General features: G+C 44.2%; 14 protein-coding genes. 6 read left to right on the top strand and 8 right to left on the bottom strand.

The features are described 5' to 3' along the window. The first annotated feature begins 94 nt into the window (after positions 1-94). The 3 genes from L1D60_RS02760 to L1D60_RS02770 all read left to right on the top strand — a co-directional run bounded on the left by L1D60_RS02760 (position 95) and on the right by L1D60_RS02770 (position 3,756). Positions 95-883, top strand: coding sequence for a helix-turn-helix transcriptional regulator (locus L1D60_RS02760; RefSeq protein WP_239839634.1), 789 nt, complete (start codon positions 95-97; stop codon positions 881-883). Between the two features lie 156 nt (positions 884-1,039). Beyond that, a complete protein-coding gene (locus tag L1D60_RS02765) occupies positions 1,040-2,281 on the top strand; it encodes an anaerobic sulfatase maturase (RefSeq protein ID WP_239839635.1) in 1,242 nt (413 codons plus the stop codon). Next, the gene (locus L1D60_RS02770; RefSeq protein WP_239839636.1) at positions 2,278-3,756 is read left to right on the top strand and encodes a sulfatase-like hydrolase/transferase; all 1,479 of its coding nucleotides are present in this window, start codon (positions 2,278-2,280) and stop codon (positions 3,754-3,756) included. The genes L1D60_RS02765 and L1D60_RS02770 overlap by 4 nt, the downstream gene beginning before the upstream one ends. Before the next feature lie 62 nt (positions 3,757-3,818). On the opposite strand, the gene L1D60_RS02775 is transcribed toward L1D60_RS02770, so the two are convergent. Continuing rightward, positions 3,819-4,490: a Crp/Fnr family transcriptional regulator gene (locus L1D60_RS02775; RefSeq protein WP_239839637.1), complete on the bottom strand. Its 672-nt coding sequence runs from the start codon at positions 4,488-4,490 to the stop codon at positions 3,819-3,821. Between the two features lie 287 nt (positions 4,491-4,777). Here L1D60_RS02775 and L1D60_RS02780 point away from each other — a divergent pair, with 287 nt between their 5' ends. Further along, on the top strand, positions 4,778-5,950 hold the full coding sequence (locus tag L1D60_RS02780) for a PatB family C-S lyase (protein WP_239839638.1): 1,173 nt from the start codon (positions 4,778-4,780) through the stop codon (positions 5,948-5,950). Between the two features lie 26 nt (positions 5,951-5,976). Here L1D60_RS02780 and yidZ read toward each other — a convergent pair whose 3' ends face one another. The 7 genes from yidZ to L1D60_RS02815 form a co-directional block, all read right to left on the bottom strand. Beyond that, on the bottom strand, positions 5,977-6,930 hold the full coding sequence (yidZ, locus tag L1D60_RS02785; protein ID WP_239839639.1) for an HTH-type transcriptional regulator YidZ: 954 nt from the start codon (positions 6,928-6,930) through the stop codon (positions 5,977-5,979). Further along, on the bottom strand, positions 6,905-8,089 hold the full coding sequence (locus L1D60_RS02790) for an MFS transporter (protein ID WP_239839640.1): 1,185 nt from the start codon (positions 8,087-8,089) through the stop codon (positions 6,905-6,907). Before L1D60_RS02790 ends, yidZ begins: the two co-directional genes overlap by 26 nt. Before the next feature lie 764 nt (positions 8,090-8,853). Next, positions 8,854-9,966, bottom strand: a complete 1,113-nt coding sequence (locus L1D60_RS02795) for a lipocalin-like domain-containing protein (RefSeq protein WP_239839641.1) — start codon at positions 9,964-9,966, stop codon at positions 8,854-8,856. After that, on the bottom strand, positions 9,966-12,464 hold the full coding sequence (locus tag L1D60_RS02800; RefSeq protein ID WP_239839642.1) for an ABC transporter permease: 2,499 nt from the start codon (positions 12,462-12,464) through the stop codon (positions 9,966-9,968). Before L1D60_RS02800 ends, L1D60_RS02795 begins: the two co-directional genes overlap by 1 nt. After that, positions 12,451-13,170, bottom strand: coding sequence for an ABC transporter ATP-binding protein (locus L1D60_RS02805; RefSeq protein WP_239839643.1), 720 nt, complete (start codon positions 13,168-13,170; stop codon positions 12,451-12,453). Before L1D60_RS02805 ends, L1D60_RS02800 begins: the two co-directional genes overlap by 14 nt. A gap of 213 nt (positions 13,171-13,383) precedes the next feature. Further along, a complete protein-coding gene (locus L1D60_RS02810) occupies positions 13,384-14,004 on the bottom strand; it encodes a heme-binding beta-barrel domain-containing protein (RefSeq protein WP_239839644.1) in 621 nt (206 codons plus the stop codon). A gap of 189 nt (positions 14,005-14,193) precedes the next feature. Then, complete coding sequence (locus L1D60_RS02815) at positions 14,194-14,577, bottom strand: hypothetical protein (protein ID WP_239839645.1); 384 nt, start codon at positions 14,575-14,577, stop codon at positions 14,194-14,196. 687 nt (positions 14,578-15,264) lie between these two features. Between L1D60_RS02815 and L1D60_RS02820 the strand changes: the two genes are divergently transcribed. Both L1D60_RS02820 and L1D60_RS02825 read left to right on the top strand, forming a co-directional pair. Beyond that, positions 15,265-16,353: a hypothetical protein gene (locus L1D60_RS02820; RefSeq protein ID WP_239839646.1), complete on the top strand. Its 1,089-nt coding sequence runs from the start codon at positions 15,265-15,267 to the stop codon at positions 16,351-16,353. Beyond that, on the top strand, positions 16,350-18,281 hold the full coding sequence (locus L1D60_RS02825; RefSeq protein ID WP_239839647.1) for a DUF3857 domain-containing protein: 1,932 nt from the start codon (positions 16,350-16,352) through the stop codon (positions 18,279-18,281). The genes L1D60_RS02820 and L1D60_RS02825 overlap by 4 nt, the downstream gene beginning before the upstream one ends. Positions 18,282-18,502 lie beyond the last annotated feature (221 nt).

An 18,502-nucleotide genomic window follows, 5' to 3' on the forward strand; every position in this document is an offset into this window, starting at 1 on the left:
TTCCATCGCAAAATGAGTTGATGTGCATAGTTTGACAGGTCGTTACACTAACAGATATCTTTAAAAAGACATCGAACGCGATAGGAAGACAAGTTTGAAAAAACACACAAGAAACCTTCACCCGTCCTTATCAATTGATAAGGCACCATCCAACGTATTTATGAATTTCGAAGCGTTTCTATCTAATACTGAAACCCGAGTTCATAGCCACCCTTGGGGACAAGTACAGCTAATCAGTGGTGGAATTCTGGAAATGGAAGCCGAAGGAACACGTTTCTTAGCGCCACCTCATCTCGCCATTTGGGTGCCTGCTGGCGTAATGCACTGCAGTTACAATCGCAAACCATTAGATTACTGCTCACTGAATATCGCACCAGAGCTAACACAACATCTGCCAGAAAAGACCAGCCTGATAAAGATCACGCCGATCGTGTCGTCGATCATTGATGATTTTCGCGAGAGAAACATCAATGTGGCTGAGAGCGAGCCAGACAAACGACTAGTTCAAGTATTGCTTGATCAACTAGCAGAGCGACAAGTCGAACATCACTTCTTGCCGTCCACAGATAACAAATATCTAGCTCCAATCCTAGCGGCGATTGAAGAGAATCCAACCGATGAGATTTCCCTCAAAGATTGGGCGGAGCGTGTTCACACTACAGAACGTACTTTGTCACGCCATTGCCAAAGTGAATTGGGGATGAGTTTCACCGAATGGCGATTGCGGGTTCGTTATCTCTATTCGATGGACTTGCTCCGTAATGGCCAATCAGTAAAAGAGGTCGCTCTGACTTTAGGTTATAACCAAGCTAGTCCTTTCATTTCTATGTTTAAGAAGTACTCAGGACAAACACCAGAGCAGTATAAGAATCGACTGCTGTAGGGAACTAATTAAACCAAGCTCTGCACAATAAATGTCAGCTCGTATAGCGTGATCTAGCCCAGATTTTTATTACCTTGGCTGCGCTTAGGACATATGTCCTATTTGCTCTATCAATGACTTTTTATCATTGGCTCCAGATTAAATAGGAGTCGATGTATGAGCGCAGTCACAGGGTGCCACGTAATGGCAAAGCCAAGCAGTTCAAAGTGCAATATTGATTGCACGTACTGCTTCTATTTAGAAAAACAGCACCTATACCCTGATCAGGGCAAAACGGCTTATATGAGTGACGAGACACTGTCGCGTTACATACAGCAGCAGATTGAAGCACAACCTACAGAGCAAGTCGTCTTCGCTTGGCAGGGGGGCGAGCCCACTCTGCTAGGGCTATCTTTTTTTGAGAGAGCAATAGAGCTACAACGTCTCTATGGTGCGGGGAAAAAGATCGTCAACACACTCCAAACCAATGGCTTATTGCTTGATGAGCAATGGTGTCAGTTCTTTCATAAGCATCAATTTTTAATCGGAATCTCGATTGATGGCCCTCTAGCCATCCATGATAGATATCGTCGCACCCGTAGTGACAAGCCAACCCATCACTTGGTTGAAAAAGCGATTACTCTACTAAAGCAGCACCAAGTTGAATTTAATACTTTGACCGTAGTGAACCACGAGAGCGTCGAGTATCCCGAAGTTATCTATGACTACCTGAAAAACTTAGGCAGTCAGCACATGCAATTTATTCCTCTTGTCGAGCGCAAAGCCACAGAAACAACCAGCGACGGCCTTACTCTTTTGCACCCTGGAAGAGCGGAGTCGAGTCAAGTGACCGATTGGAGTGTTGATGGTGAAAAGTTTGGGCTGTTTATGTCGACCATCTTTCATCACTGGGTAAGAAAAGATATTGGAACTGTTTGGATACAGTGGTTTGAAAATACATTTGCGCTAACAGCCGGTCAGGAATCTCAAACCTGCGTATTTGCACCCACCTGTGGTAACGCCTTTGCACTAGAAGCCAACGGTGATATTTACGCTTGCGATCATTACGTCTATCCAGAATTTAAGCTCGGAAATATCCACTCAACCTCGATTAGCACCATCAACCAATCTATCGAAAGTCATGAATTTGGACAGAGCAAACAAACAAACCTGTCGAACGATTGCCTGAATTGCCCCTATTTGAGTTTATGTAATGGTGGCTGCCCTAAGCACCGTTTTGGCCTATCGTCAGCGGCAAAACCCGAGCAGAACTACCTTTGTCGCGGATACAAAACCTTCTATCGCTATAGCCAACCTTACTTTCAATTAATGAAAAAACTGCATGAGTCGGGTTATCCAACCACAGCGCTCATGGACATCATAAAAAGAAAAGAGCAACCTCTCGGAGTGAAACAATGAAGTTCAAACTTAACCCCCTCACCAGTGCATTTGCTTTAGGAGCGATGACATTGGCTAACGTGGCTGTTGCCAATCAAGAACCAGAACAGCCCAACATTATCGTGATCATGGCAGACGACTTAGGGCAATGGGCAACTGGGTTACAAAACAAAGAGTACATCGACACCCCAAACCTCGATTATCTTGCTGAGACAGGGGTTAGATTTGAAAATGGGATGACACCTGCGCCGGTAAGTAGTGCTGCGAGGGCGTCATTTCATACCGGTAAAATGCCATCTCAACACGGTGTTTATGACTTCTTAGCGGAGAATCCAGAGTTTGATGCCAATTGGCTCGATGGCGAAAAACTGCTGTCAGAACGCATGCAAGATCTTGGTTATCGAACTGCTCTCATCGGTAAATGGCATGCCACGACAGACAGTAAAGATCCGATTCGCGGTTTTGATCGCTGGCTAAGCTACGATGCACTCGAAGCCGGTTGGAAAAACCAATACCTTCACAGTGGTACCGTGCTGTTTTCAAGTGATGGCAAAAATGTTGAGCATACTGGAGTTCAAGCTCAATACCTAACGAAAGAGACGGTGAAGTTCATTGATCAGCCGAGCGATAAACCGTTCTTCGTTAGCCTAAACTATGTGGAACCACACTTTCCGTTCGAAGATTTGCCAGAACGTTTAGTGGAGAAGTATCGTCCAATCGCCCATAAAGTGGTGGCATTTGGTGGTAACTCTGCTCTGGATAATATGAGTGATTATACGCTTACTCCCGGTAACCACGAAGAGACCCTAGCCCAGTATTTAGCGGCTGTCTCTCTGTTGGATGATCAGGTCGGTCAGCTTCTTGATAGCCTTGAAGGTAGAGGGTTACTTGATAACACCATGATCGCCTTTGTTTCTGATCATGGCTTGTTGATGGGCCAATATGGCTTATACGGCAAGGTGAACGCGAGCTTCCCATACAACTACTATGAAGAGACGGTTAGGATCCCATTCATCATTAAAGGTCCTAAGTCCATGGTTCGCACTAAACAAGTTCGTGGCGAGTTCGTTGATCTGCTTGATCTACATGCAACGATTCTAGACGCTGCAAGTGCTGGCAAACCTTACGACTATAGCTACGGCCCGGGGAAATCCTTGCTTGCAATGATGAAAGGTGAGCGAGTGAGAGATTGGAAAGAGTACCAAATTGCAGAACGTGGCAACTCACGCATGATCACTAATGGACGTTGGAAATTGGTTCGTTACTACGCAAAAGACGGTTCACCACAAGACAATTGGTATGACTTGGCTAACCCGATGGGAGAACGTTACTTATCTGAGCCACCTCAAGCGGCACTTCAAAACAAAATGAGCGATGAACTAGAAGCATTTTTCGATAAATATTCAACCGAAGAGCATGATGGTTTGAATGTTTGGAAGATGGCCTACCCTAACTTCACGTCTGAAAACATTCTTAAGCATCAACGCTGGAACTAAAGGGTTCTTATAGATCTCGCGCAAGTTTTTAATACCAATAGAGCGACCTCAATGGTGTCGCTCTATTTTTCTACTTCTTCTAATCGAATTTGCTCAAGTATCGAAACACTTAACACTTCCAAGTAGCCGCGATGAACACGAATTGCGCCACGTTCAGACAGTTGTTTCAAAATACGATTGTAAACTCTTAGGCTAGTACCAAGCCTTTCACACTCAAGATTCTTATTCGCAGTATAAGGTCGACCAGATGATTGAGCCTCATGTTCGAGCAAGTCATCGACAACGCAGTAGGTTATTGAGTGTAGTATGTTACGTGTCATCCTCTCGACAGATAGATACCATTTCGACGTGAGGTGTTTGAATGTGCTGGCGGCAAGCTCTGGCGTCTCGCACACCAATTGCTGAAAAGCACTGCCATTAACAATATAAGCTTGGGCTTCAGATTCTAAAACAACGGAGTAGAAGCATACTTTGCCAGAAAATAGCTCCATAAGTCCAAGAAAACCATTGTGCTTGTAGCAGCCCAACTGATAGCGCCGTCCTCCTTCAGAAGTTCGATACAGTGACACTTCTCCTTGGCATATAAACAAGATGTCTTCTATCTCGTCACCCTGATGCAAGATGGTTTTGCCACTAGGTAGTATCGTAGAGCGCAGGTTCAACTTGTTCTCATTGCTTTGTAATAATTGCAGTAGCTCATCTGAATGATAGATATCCTGCTGGGTAACTAGCATCTATAACCTCAAACCGTTTACGAATTCAGATGATGTTAACGTGCGGTCGTTCGGGATACTAGTGACAAGACTCTCATTGGCTTAATTTTGACTGCGGCAGCCTTGGTGAAAATTCTTTGAGCAATTCAATATACGTCTCATAGTGGGTGTATCGACGCAACACAGTTTCGCAAATACAAGCTTCAAACGTTTTCACATGATTCTAAGAAAAAATAGAAATAATTTGCGTCTTTTTCCATGTTGTAGCGTCTTATAGGTAGAAAACTAGAAACTAACAGAGAGAAACGATGTTTAAAGCCATTCCAGATAACCAAAACGCCCTTGATAAATTCATCAAGCACGACAGCAAAATGCTCAAACAAGTCTATGGTTCGGATGACGTTACCCCATATTGGATTGCCGATATGGCTTTTCCTATCGCGACACCAATTACGCAAGCGATACAGGGCTTGGTAAGTCGCGAAACTTACTCCTATGAGTTTGATTCTGAAACAATCTTTAAAGAGATTGCGCTTTGGAACCAGAAACGTCACGGCTTGGAGTTAGATCCAGCCAAGTTTGTGCAAGTGCCAGGTGTATTAAGTGCCATTGCTCTTTTGATTCGTGAATTTACGGAAAAAGGTGAGGGTGTCCTTATCCAAACTCCTGTCTATCACCAGTTCCGCCGCTTGATCGAGTCGGCAGGTAGAACCGCGGTCAACAATACGCTTAAGATTGAACAAGATCGTTATGTCATGGATTTTGATGCGTTTGAGGAACAACTTCGTGACGGTAACGTGAAGATGGTTCTATTGTGTAACCCTCACAATCCTGTTGGTCGAGTATGGACACAGCAAGAGCTGGCTCGAATGGTTGAGATAGCAGAGAAATACCAGACCTTGATCGTGAGTGATGAAGTGCATGCAGATATCATTTTTGATGGCGCGAAGTTTACCAGCCTGGCTGAGTTCGATTATGAGAAGAGCGTGACCATCATTGGCTCTCCCGCTAAAAACTTCGGCCTGAATAGCATCTCCAATGGTTACATTTACGCGGCTAATAACGACCTGAAAGAGCAAATCAACGCGACAGTCGAATCCATGGCGCTGAGTCACGGCAACGCTTTTACAACGTATGCGACGATCGCGGCTTACCAACAAGGCGAAGAATGGTTTGAACTGTTTCTTCAATACACACAAGCGAGTCGCGACTGGATCATTGAGTTCATGGCAGAACACCTACCGCAAGTTAAGGTATTCAAGCCACAAGGCACTAACCAGATTTGGTTTGATTTTACAGGATTGGGTCTAGAGGCTGAGCAACTTAAGTCACTGCTTGTGAACGACGCGAAACTGGCATTAACTCCAGGTACTTGGTTTGGTGAACCCGATCAGAACTTTTATCGCATGAACTTTGCTGCACCATTAGAGCAAATAAAAGCCTCGCTACAATCATTGCGCGAGGCTGTGAACAGGGTCTAGTGTGCAGGAAAAGGTCCCAGTTAGAGTTAGTTCGTCATTAAGTTTCTGAGTGTCTCTTTGAGCCAAACAAGCTTAGGGTTATAAGCATTACGCTTATGCCACATCATGGTGAATGGGATCGTCAGTTTTTCTAACTGTTCACCCGCTAGCGGTAGCGGCAGTGCGACTAAATTGGGATGAAGTTGCTTGATATAATCTTCACAATAGCCGGGAGAGGTTGTCAGCATTTGATGCTCCGGTTGCGCTGCCATATAAAGAGCTTGCTCAAAGCTAGATAGGGTCAACCCAACATTTCGGGTTCTCCTTATCTCTTTCAGAACTTCATCAAGAGCCCATGTTTCGCTTTTCTCCCACACGATGTTGATGTGGGTGTATTTGAGGAAGGTATCGAGCGTCCATTCTTCTTTTAGAGCAGGATGATCGTCTCGCAGAAACACCTTAGGTTCGTCGTTGAACAATACTTCAAAGTCGATAGAGTAGGGCATCAAATCCAGGGATTCTTTTGACCTCGGGTGAGTTTCTCGCCCCGTGAACGCAATATCAGCCTCACCACGAATTAGAGCATCTATTGAATCGTAGTCCCAATTGCTGGTCTTAATGCTCGCATTGGGATAACTCTGATCAATTTTGAGTAGTAGGTCGTTCAAAAACGTGAGCAGTAAGGGAGACTCGATATGGAGATCGAAGTGCACCTTATTGTTTGCCGCTTCACTGCGTTTATCCATTAGCTGATGGCTTTTCTGCAACCAGTCTGACAGGTCTTGTTCCATACTCTCGACTAGAGGCGTAGGTGCTAACCCTTTTGGTGTTTTTACAAACAGCGGATCATCAAACCAATCCCTTAGTTTATTTAAAGACTTACTCACGGTAGACGGCGTAACGTTGAGTTTTTTCGCCGTCATAGACACGCTACGCTCTTGCACAAGCAATTGCAGCGTGAAAAGTAAGTTGAGATCAAGACGGTTGAGAGCTTTCTTCATAGTGACGATTCGTTGTTTGTATTCGTTCTAATAGTAATAGAGCGCAACTGGCGATACTACCTAAGACTAAGATAAAGATTAGAATATTCAATGCATTAATACCTAACGCTCCCATTAGCCAGATATACGCCGCAGAGAAAGAGACATGGCTAATACCAAGTAGTGAGCTAGCGACCCCTGCACGTTGGCTAAATGGCGCTAAAGCCTGACTCATTGTTACTCCAAAGCCCAGAGAGAAGCCAATACATAAGGCGACGAACGATGCGAGGTAATAAGGTGTAGCAAGGTGTAGTTGAGAAGAGAACAACAACCCTGTTGCCGCAGTCGCAAACAGAAGTTGTGAGCTAACGATAAGGGTTTTCTGATTCACATTATTCAAGATAAATGGCGTACAAAAGGAGGTGAGCATACCTGCCAATGCGGTGTATGCCATGACTGATGAGTAACCGCCACGATCCATTTCTAGCGTCCCCATGATCACCATCGGTGATACGTTCACATAACTAAGTATTGTGGCAACGCCTAATGTCGTAATAACCAGTCTTCTTAAGAAATAGCCATTGATAAAAGACTCGGAGGTCTTTTCTAGATTGGCGTTAGATCGTTCTTTAGTTAAGGTTTCACGCAGCACAAAGGTGGCGAGAACGCATACCACTACACCAATCGCTGCCATTACTGTAAATAGGGTTTGCCACGGAGAGTAGAGCATGATCATGTGGCCAACCACTGGTGCAATCACTGGGATAATACAGGTGATGCCATTGAGCATAGAGAGCACTTTTGCTCGGGCTTGATCATCCAGTACATCTCGAAGAATTGCAAAGGCGACCACATAACAAGCCCCAGCCCCAACTCCTTGGAAGAACCGACCAGTTAAAAATACTGAGATTTGTTCGGTACTGCCCGCGAACAGAGATGCCGCAATAAAGATCAAAGCCCCGATAATGATGACAGGCTTTCTTCCCAGTTGGTCCGCCACTTTGCCTGCCAATAACATGGTGCTAGCCATACCTGCTAAATAAATCGAAAACGCGGTATGCAGCTGTGATTCGGTCGCATTCAGATCCGCCGCGATTTGCGGTAACCCAACTAAATACAGATCAATGGCAGTTGGGTAGAGCAGTACAAAGCTAAAACTACACAGTAAGAAACGGATCATAACAACCTCTAAACTCGAAAAGATGGCGTGAGTTTAAAGAGTGCAGCAGGCAACAAGCGAGTGAACAACACGACAACAGGCATGTCGTGTATGGACATTGGTGACTTGGGGGAAAGTCACTAGGGGGCGATGATTTATATGAATCAACACCCTTGGCGCTTTATAGGGTTGATTTCTTGATGCTTAATTATTTGCGGGTTTTATAAATTTTGATCCATGTATCATTGTGTCTAATATTAAGTCCTTGTTTTTAGTTAAAAACCACTTGTAGAATTCTGTTTAAGCATTATTGGGTAGAAATGGAGCCATATGAAAGTCTTTTTCTCAGTATTACTGGCAACTCTGCTATTTGTGGGGATTGGTGATTTGATAAATGATATCTCCAATGATCGAGGATGGTTTTTCTTAGCTGTAGGCATAGTCATTTTTCTAGTCGTTTTCGGATCTCGTTTTGATGTTTGTTTGAGATCGAGTTCCTCTGATTGGAGTGACTTCGATAGTAGTGAAGGGGGAGATACTGGTGGGGGTGACTAACTTATCTCAGAAGGAATGACTGCTGATAGCAGTTGGTTCCAGTGATGCTATCGAAGTTTATCAGCGAGAGTCCGGTCATTTTTACATGTGGTAGTGATATATCGTAATGATTAATAAAATTATGTTGAATTTGCTCTTGGCTGGTGTTGTTACAAGTTCCTCTGGAGTTTCAAGTGGAGAGTTCAGGTTGACAAACAAGTGTGAGAACTGAAAACAGTATCTAATTTCACTCAATACCCCGTCAGTTCCATATACCCACTTCCAGAATGGGAGCCTTGGATGATGACAGGGCCTTCCCAGTATGGGACGGACAGCGGCATTTTTGCGTTGGGATTGAGTGCCGAAACGGTAAGTTCAATTTCGTGGTTTGGAATCGAGATTGTCCACTCTGTTGGGTAGTCTCGGTTATCGATTTCCGTATATTTCTGCACACGCATTTCAATCGCATCTTGCGCAATTGATGTGCCTGAACCGTCTTTATGCATTAAGCGTGCATTGGAGTAACTTGCGCTCCCCGTTTCAGAGTCGCGCAGTTGGAATACCACTAAACTGGTTTCATCATTAAGCCTTAATGCAAACCAATCCCACCCCTGTTGTGAATCAAGTAAGAACTGCGAGCTCCACTCCCTATCTATCCAACCTTTTCCTGAGACTTGATGCGTGTTGCCATCAATGATTACTTCACCAGAAACATCAATAAAGGGTTGGCTGTAGTAGTACGAAGCCACCTGCCCATCGGTACTTTTTACACTGTAGCCCTGCTTGCCTTGCTTTTGATAAGGCGCACGACTGGTGAGAGTAAGCGAGTAGCCGAATTGTTCGGAGCTTGCATTCAACGTGGCAGGGAAAAGATCATCGGTCGACGATGTCCATTGCCAATCATCAAGATAAACCCGAAATGGTGAAGCATCGACACCTGCTAATGCTGCGTGGTCACGAGACCATTTTTCATCTGCGTAGTGCTTTTTCTGAGTAGTAACAGCACTGTGCGCCATGTAGATCTGGTTGCTTTGCCATTGTGTTTTTTTAGCTTCATTTGAATTGGATGGCGGAGCAGCGGCAAAGCGAAATTGGGTCCACTGCACTCCGAGTGCTTGGCCATCTTCACCGGTTAAATTGGCGGTTAAGTACCACCATTCATGGCGAAAATCGGGATGGGCTTGGTGGTCTGCGGGGAAGTTGATTTCAACGCCTTCAAGAACGGGAGTGAACAGGTTGTCTTGTAATTGGTCGCTTTCAGCACTTCCTAATAGTGTCCCCATGGTTTGAGGTTGCGACTCTTCACAACCAAGGAGTGCCAGAGCGATCAGTGCAAAAGTGCTGAGTTTGATGGTTTGAATCATTATAGAACCTCACTTTGCAAGCTGGAGACGACAGGTTTACTGACTAAACGCCAAAGTGGTATTAGGGTGGCAATCACGGCGACCACAATCGTAACGCCAGCTATGTTCAGCGCATCACTCCAATTCCATAGGTAGTTTAAGCTCCACCCAAAAGCGCGCAATGTAACAATATCGGTGAGTACATAACCGACCAAAGCCCCTAATGGTAAGGCGATAACAAGAGTAAAACTGACTAGCGCGGCAATTTGCCCAATCACCATCGCCATCAGTTTTTTACGATTCACACCAAGTGCATATAGCCTTGCAATCGCGGCTTTGCGCGCATCGAGCAACATAAAACAGGCAGTGAACAGGCCGATTACAGCGACCATCAATGTGACACCGTTTAACGCTCGGGTGATGGCAAAGGTTTGGGAGAATATATCCAAGGCGATAGATTTGATCTGCGCTTGATCGTAGACCTGACTTGGGTGCAGGTTCAGTTCTTTACGTAACTGTTCATAAACCAACTCTGGATTGCCAGACACTTTAATACCAAGGCTGGTGGGCAAGTCGGTAAAACCGCTTTCTCGCCACAGTTGCGGCGCTATGAGTATTTCTCCATTTGGGGAGCCGTAATCATGGAAAACAGCGCCGACTATAAGTTCTTTGTTTGGAATCGCGTCGAGCTTAAATTCACTCGCAAGTGACAACCTAAGTTTAACTGCAGTCGGTTCGCTGATGGCAACGACTTCACCTTGATAAAAGCGCGGCCAAAAGTCATCAAGCCGAGATTGAAACACCATGGTCTGCTCTAGAGTGTCTTTGTCTTTGGTGCCGAGCAAAATAGGTAAGCCATATAGGTTGTCGTCGACGTAATACTGCTTATAAACGGTTTGGACGTTCTCAAATTGCTCAAGAGCTTTCTCAACATTGGCGATCTCTCCCAGAGATGGGCTGACATAGATGTCGGCATGAAGCCGCTGTTCAAGCCACTGTTTGAGTGTCGATTCAAAGCTGCCGACTAGGGTGTTCATCCCCATATTGGCGGTCACAGCGAGCAGCAGTGCCATCATCGCCAGAGAAAGAGGCGAAATAAGCTCTCGCAGTTCGGCAAATAAATACTGTATTAGCCCGGAACGTGTGCGCTGTTCAAACCAAACCGCCAATATCATCAGTGTTTTTGGAAGGTATAAAGGAATCGACACGACTAAAAGCCCCAACCATACCATAGTGAAACGATGATGTTCGCTAAGCCAAAGCCCCGCTAATGCTAAAATGGTGAGTAGTACGCCAGCAATGAACAGTTGGTTTTCATTGGATGAATCTGGCGCTTGGTAATAGCCACCATGAGAAGAGAGCGGTTGCTGCACTCGTTGTTTAAAATGCTGCCAGCATGCAAGCAGTGTCGCAGCCAAGGTGAGTAGTAGAGCTTGAGCCCACCACTGCCATTGCCACGTTCCTGGGAGTAACGTCGCGCCATAGAGTTGTTCTAAGGTAAGCGCAACCGTTGGGTGTAGCCAATGGCTAAGCTGCATACCCAAAACAAAGCCGATTGAGGCACCAATGGTCACTAAGATTGTGAGCTCGATGAGCAAGGCTGAGAATACCAGAGTGGGTGCTATTCCCGCTTGCTGAATTTGCACGAGCAGTCGATTACGTTTGAGTAAGCTATATTTCACGCCGTTATAGGCGATGAACAGTCCGACCAGAAATGCGAGCAAACTCATTGCCGTTAGATTGAGATGAAAGCTGTCGGTCAGAGAGCCCAAATCGGTGCTTTGGTTATTGGTGATCCATTGCCCTTGATCGCCAACGTACTTTTGCCAATTGGTTTGAGTGTCATTCCCTAAATCGAAAATGGCGATGTAACTGAGTTGACCTGGTTTATTAAGCAACGTTTGCGCAAATCCAATGTCCATCAACATTCGGCTACCGAGCTGCCACTCGTCGGGTAAAACCACCACCTGAGTTTTAATGTCGTCCAAAATCAGCGTATCGAGTTCGCCGATATTTTGGTATTGCGACTGGCTCATCATCACGAGTGGTTTGTTGGCTAAGAGTTCTGGTAGCGGCAGCAAGCTATCGAATAGAGAAACGTTCTGATCATTGTCTGATGCGTAACGAGAGCGGGATGTGATCGCGGTGATCAGTTCACTGCCTTGTATCGACCAACGGCGCCCTTGTTCATCTCTCACCCTGCCTTCAATTACAGGCAATGCCGCGCTCAACCCTTGTTGTCTGAGAGTGAAGTAGACTAACTCCGGTATGTAGTTTTGCCCTGCTGGTGGAATAATCAGATTCTGCGCTTGCGCACTGAGTTGTTCAGTGGATTCGGCATAACTGCGCTTGGCGTTGAGGTTGATGGCTTGTACTGCAACAAATAGGGTTACTGCCAATACAATGCCAATCAAAATCGCTGCAGCTTGAAGTGGCGCTTGCCGATAGTGGGCAGCGAACAGGTTCAGCGTAAGCTTGGTATGGCTGAACTTGAAAGAGTTGATCCTAGCGTGCTCCATGTGACACGTCGCTTAGGTTTTGTGGACGTACTATCCGATCATTGTACAACTCACTATTTTCAAGTCGTAATCGCGTCTGCATAAATTCGGCGCAGTCATTGCTGTGGGTGACCAACAGAACTGCAGTGTTACCTTGTATCGTGATTTTACTTAATAGTTTCATCACTTCGATACCGGCTTTTTGGTCGAGGTTGCCGGTTGGCTCATCGGCCAATAGCAGCTTGGGTCGATGTGCCAGTGCGCGCGCGATCGCCACTCGTTGCTGTTGCCCGCCGGACAGCGCAGATACATGCCGTTCGAGCAGTTGGTTGATGCCAAGTGTCTCGACCAAATAGTCACACCAGTCATTCCATTTTTGCTGATTCAAATGCAGCGGAAAGGCGATGTTCTGTTTCACATTCAGGGGCGTTAATAGGTTGAACTGTTGGAAGATCACGCCGAGTTTTTGATGACGAAATTGGCTCCAGTGTGGATCTTTCCAATGGTTGGTGTTGTCGCCATCGAGCCATAGCTCACCAGAGGATAGCGGCTCAAACCCAGCAATCATGTTCAGTAGCGTGCTTTTTCCGCTACCACTGGCTCCTGTTAAAGCGACACTGGAACCTGTCTGTAGCGTAAAGTTGACGTTCTCTAATACCTGATGATTCTCTTTGCCATCAATAAAGCTTTTACTGACACATTTGAGTGCGACGAGTGGGCTTTCCATTACCTCTCCTAGGGGCTTGTTTTAGCAGTAACGCTCACAAATTGGGTTACTTAAAATCTTAGCTCACAAACAGAGAGAAGGAAGCGATTTCGTTCGAATTATTAATAACTTGCTATTAGAAATAGGCTCAGAAAGGAATAGAAAAACGCCCAAAGCAGATGAGCATTGGGCGTTAAACTTGTTGTGGATGGGTTATTTGGAGGCTCGCCCTTTTTATTCCACCTTAACTAGGGTGCTTGAGTCAGTGTGAGCGAACACATTGTCATAGATCTCCAAGCCAGTGGTTTGAGAGTAGGTGATTTGCTCATCCGAAATTACGATATTCATAGTGAAATCGGTGGTCTTCGCGTTGTCGGTCATATATTCAGATTCTGCGATACCGCGCTTCGAAGATACCAGCGTCATGTTGTCACCTGCAGGCCCTTCTGCAGTTACACAAGTGGTTCTTGGTACGCAAAAAGAGTTGTAGACGATTTGATTCTTCTGGTCGTAAATGAAGTAACCACGCTGATCATGGAACTTAGAGTCGTCTGCTTTTCTGAATACCTCTTGCTTGTAGTACAGCGCAACAAGGTACTGATCACTGGCGTTGGTTGCATCTGCCGCAACTTCAAATGTCATCACTTCATAAAACGGTGTCACTGCGGGACCTCCTGCGCCAACCTCTGTGCCTTTCTGGCCGGGTGAAACATCAACGCCAGCGGCATCGATGGATTTCCATGTACCAACCAGTTTCGCAAGTGGGCCAAAGTCCATACCGTTGATGGTCGAATGGTCAGCGAATACAGGTGTTGAGACTGCGGTAGCTATAGCAAGAGCTAAAACTTTTTTCATGACTGCTTCCTTATATTTTTATTATTAAACCTTTATAAAAATAAGGTTATTTAGAAGCTGGTTTATTAACTCAGATCAGTATTGCTGGCTGTTATTAAAGCAAGTTGTAACCTTATGTATCAGTTAGTTAGCGTTAGTGAATTAGTCATACCATTGCGTGCATTTTGCTCTAGTAATGTGTGGAAGTGTCTAAAAATCTTGAACTAAAGTTGGTGTTTGAGAGCGAAAGAGTTTGGTGAACAGAGATTTGTATCGCCAACCGATTGATAATAGATGCTGCGCCAGTCTTTTGTTCTCGATGATTGCGACTTCAATGCCTCGGTAGTGGTAGGGCGAACGCTTTACATAGTCGATGAACGCGGTAAGTACGCCTTGACTCCGGACAGAAGGAGAGAAGTAGACCGCCACAATGCTGAATCGTTGGCTTCCTACGGGGCAGCGAACAAAGCAATGACCAAACTCGGTCTGAATGGTTTCAGAAAACTCAGGAAATGGTCGAGATTGGCACATCTGAGAAAGACTATCGTACTCAGCACAAAGTTGGCTCAGAAGGTGTTTAGCATCATCATTCATACAGGCTACTCCGGATTTGGCTTCGCTGTTTTTCTGATGATTATTTTACCGCTGATTACTGGCGCAAATGCGGTATAAAGCGTCGCCTATTTTGTTCCGAGTTTTGGCTTTGTGTATCGAGAAAAAGGCTATGAAAGAGATGAGGCTTACATGACTTTGGGATTCGCTGAGCCCTGTTTCTCGTAGTGACGACGCTCTTTGGGAAGTCTTTTAAATCTGTTGAACTAAGGACGATATCCAACTTTAGCGGATCAAGTTTTCGCTTACCTTTCTGGTTTTTACACCCGGTGTAAAGAATTTAGCTTTTAGTAACTTAATAAATCGAAGTGTTTTTCCTCGTGACTTTATCCCTCCACCCAATGACTTCGCGCCTCTATATTTGTAGTTGCTGGTTGTATCAAAATAGTCAACGACTTATTGAGAGAGCTGTTTACTCTTTTGGCTAGCTACCTTCATAACGTCTTTGATGTTCGTTTTGTAAAATTATCACAACTATCAATTATTATTTCTGCTTTTCATTCATGTTTCAATGCATCCCTGTTAGTATTCTCGGTTTATAAAACATAAATATAATAACTACTTAGCATGGGTATCTATTTATCTAATAGATGATGCAATGTCTTTAGAATCATCATTAATCGTTGATTGTGATGTTTTGGCTTAAAAATAAAATATGGATTTTTACAAATGCAAGAAACCACCAATATGCCTTGCGACGAAACACAAAATGTCTCTCCACCTAGCGAACAAAAGCCAAAAAAAATAATGGCTTCTTATCCGAGAAAACCGTTCTTAGATGCGCTCTTGTTTTTCTGCACCTTTGGCCTCTATTCCAGTTTCTGGTTCTACCGTCGCGTTAAAGAAATCAAGCTTATATCTAGAGCTGATTTTAAACCTTGGTTATGGATATTCGTTCCTTATTTTGCCATCGTGCAGTTTTTCGCGTTTCGAAACTTAGGTAAGGCGCTGAGTGATTTAGAAGATGATCGCACTGAGTCGAGGGTTAAAACCATATATGAATTGGGTTGTCTTGGATTCATACTAACAACGCTGTACTTCACTGGGACTTCCAAATGGGTAACCCCAGCATGGCTAGAATTTGCTGTATACGTACTTACTGCTATCTCGTTTGGCGCTATCGCTTACCGTGTAAACGCCTACAAGAAGCAGATTGAAGGTATTGAATTCACAGGAAAAGAGCGCGGTTTCAACCCATTAGAGTGGATGATTGTTTTGTTAATGACGCCGGCAGTGTCGGGTATATTTGCCTTTTCTATCCTCTCCCCATTAATGGTGGAGAAGTTGGATAGTTTCTCTAATGGAAGTGTATTTGTACAAGAAAATCATGACTATAAGTTGATGTTTCATGGGAAAGGGTGGCAACAAGTGGAAGTCGGTACGTATTCTGATGGTACCGCATTAGCTGAATTTGAAAGTGAAGATTTTGATGCTTACTTTACGGTTTTTGAAAATGGGAAGTTTACGACTAACGACGTTAATGATCATATTCAATGGCGTCGCCAGTGGTTCAGAGAGCAAATTGGGAACTCTAGCTGTAGGGAAGATCGCCGCTTTATAGGCGACGAATTTGTCGTAAAGATTGAAGTTATCTGTGTTGAAGATACCTTTAAGCCTAACGCTGCTGGTTTTTTAGCATTAATTCACTCACAAGATAAGACATATGAGTTGCTTGGCGTGCTCTCCCAACCTGAGTTGTCGTTTAATCGTAGAAAGCCTCAATTTGAAGCGATGATCAGGGAGTTTACACTACAATGAGACTGAATCAGTTATTGGCATTAGCCTTCGCAACTTTGTCAAATATATCAATCATTCAAGCTGACGATTTATCTAATGTTAGATGGGAGCTTTCTCAAGATAGCCTGAAAGACGCTCTATTGTTGATCCCTCAGGACAATCAATATTCCGAGATGGTACAGCTGCTCAGGGATATAGAGTTTGATGTTCAGACAGAACAAGTTATCGAACAAAGAACCGTAGTCAATTATTTCCCTCGATTTGTCGATACTGAGTCATATGGCACGATGAGTTTGTATTTCGATCCGAATTATCAACAAGTGGTTATTCAGGCTGCGGCATCGGTTTCTCCTGTTGGTGTTGTAAAACAGATCTCACCTTCACAAGTCCAGTTGTTGAACACTGGTAGTTACAACACATTTTCGAGTCAAAAGGAACTCGCGTTGGCTATTCCAGGCCTAGAGGAAGGAAGTGTTGCGGTACTAAAATATCAGGTTGTTACTCAGCGTTCGATGATGGAACATGATTGGGCTGAAGAGTTATTTACTCAACAAAATTACCCAATTGCTGCGTATAAACTCAATGTAAGTTGGAGTAATGAATCTCCGATATTCTGGTCCAAAGACACTGAAGCTGTTGAATGTGAACAGTTGAATAACACCCTCGACTGTCAGGGGTTGGAGCTTCCTGCCTTTGAGGGAGACTATCAAGTATTGTGGCGTGACGGCATTAACCGTGTTTCGGTGGGCTCGCTGAATTCTTGGCAAGATATAGCAGATTTAGCGTCAACAAGGATGGCGGCAGCTTCGACAGACCAAACTGGTTTGGATAGCCTCTTTTTAAGGCTAACATTAGGAGCGAAAAGTACGGATGAAAAGATAGAGCGTATTTTGGCGTTCGTCTCTCGAGATATTCGATATGTTTCGCGCTCTGAGTTCGGCCATGCAATGACGCCTCATGATATTGCAGAGACGATAGAAAATCGATTTGGCGACTGCAAAGATAAATCTACTTTGCTTTTGAGTCTGTTAAAGAAACTCAATTTAGAGCCAGAATTAGTATTGGTAGCGACAAACCGAAATGACCCTGAAAGAGTTATCATACCAAGTATGTTGGCATTTAATCATGTCATAGTCTGTTTTGAATATGATGGTCAACGTTATTGCGTTGATCCAACAGACTCTCAAACTCACTGGCAATATACGCCTGCATGGGTACAAGGGAAAGTCTCATTGCCATTAACAGCGCATACGCAACTTGAGCCGGTGCAAAAAAGCCCTTATCGCTGGAAAATACATACTCAAACAAAGATTGCGTTTGATGAGTTTGGTGGACAAAAAGAGATTCAGAAGCGCAGGTATGTTGGTGAATATGCCGCCGCTGTACGATCTAATTTGTTTGAATTGAATCATGATGACCGTTTGAATAAATTGACCGATGAATATCACGAAGTCGTTTCATCAATAGGTAAGCCAGAGTTTCGTGTTGAGAATATTGATGCTATGACTGAAGGTTCTGTTATTCATTCCGACGCCACTCTAGAACCGTTTTTAGTTGTTGGAGAAGAACTGAACTATGGAGAGTCTGATGCTTGGATTGAGCGTGAGCTGTCAGAGCTAAAGATGTTTAATGAGCAATATCCTGCGCTTTTCCAAGGCGTAAATATCACCTCGACCATCAATTATGATACCAATGATGTATGGGAAATTACTGATGTGCCGCCAACGTTAGAATTGAGTCATCCATTAGGCTCGTTGATACGTCAAGTAACTCTTGTGTCACCCACAGAGCTTTCTATCAAAACCGAACTCAAAGTTGAGTCGCGAATGATTGAACCAGAAGAGCGAGAGAACTTTAATAGAATGCTGAGTGTATTTTCAGAGCAGTCGTTTATAAAGTTTTATGGTAAAGCTAAAACTGCCTCAAAATCCACAGACGTTAAATCGTAACGAGTTATAACATTGACTTTAATAATCCATATAAAACGCTGCTTAGTCAGCGATTTATTTTTTGGACTCAGTCTATCTAGATTGATGTGAAAAAGGTTTGGAAACGTTGGGGTTAGTATTCGCAAAGTTTTACACCCGGTGTAAAGAATTTAGCTTTTCGTAACTTAATAAATTCGGCTTTGTTTAGAGCATATACTGCAAATAATGTTAAAATTTAACGC

It is taken from the genome of Vibrio sp. Isolate30, assembly GCF_022397975.1.
Lineage (GTDB): Bacteria > Pseudomonadota > Gammaproteobacteria > Enterobacterales > Vibrionaceae > Vibrio > Vibrio fortis.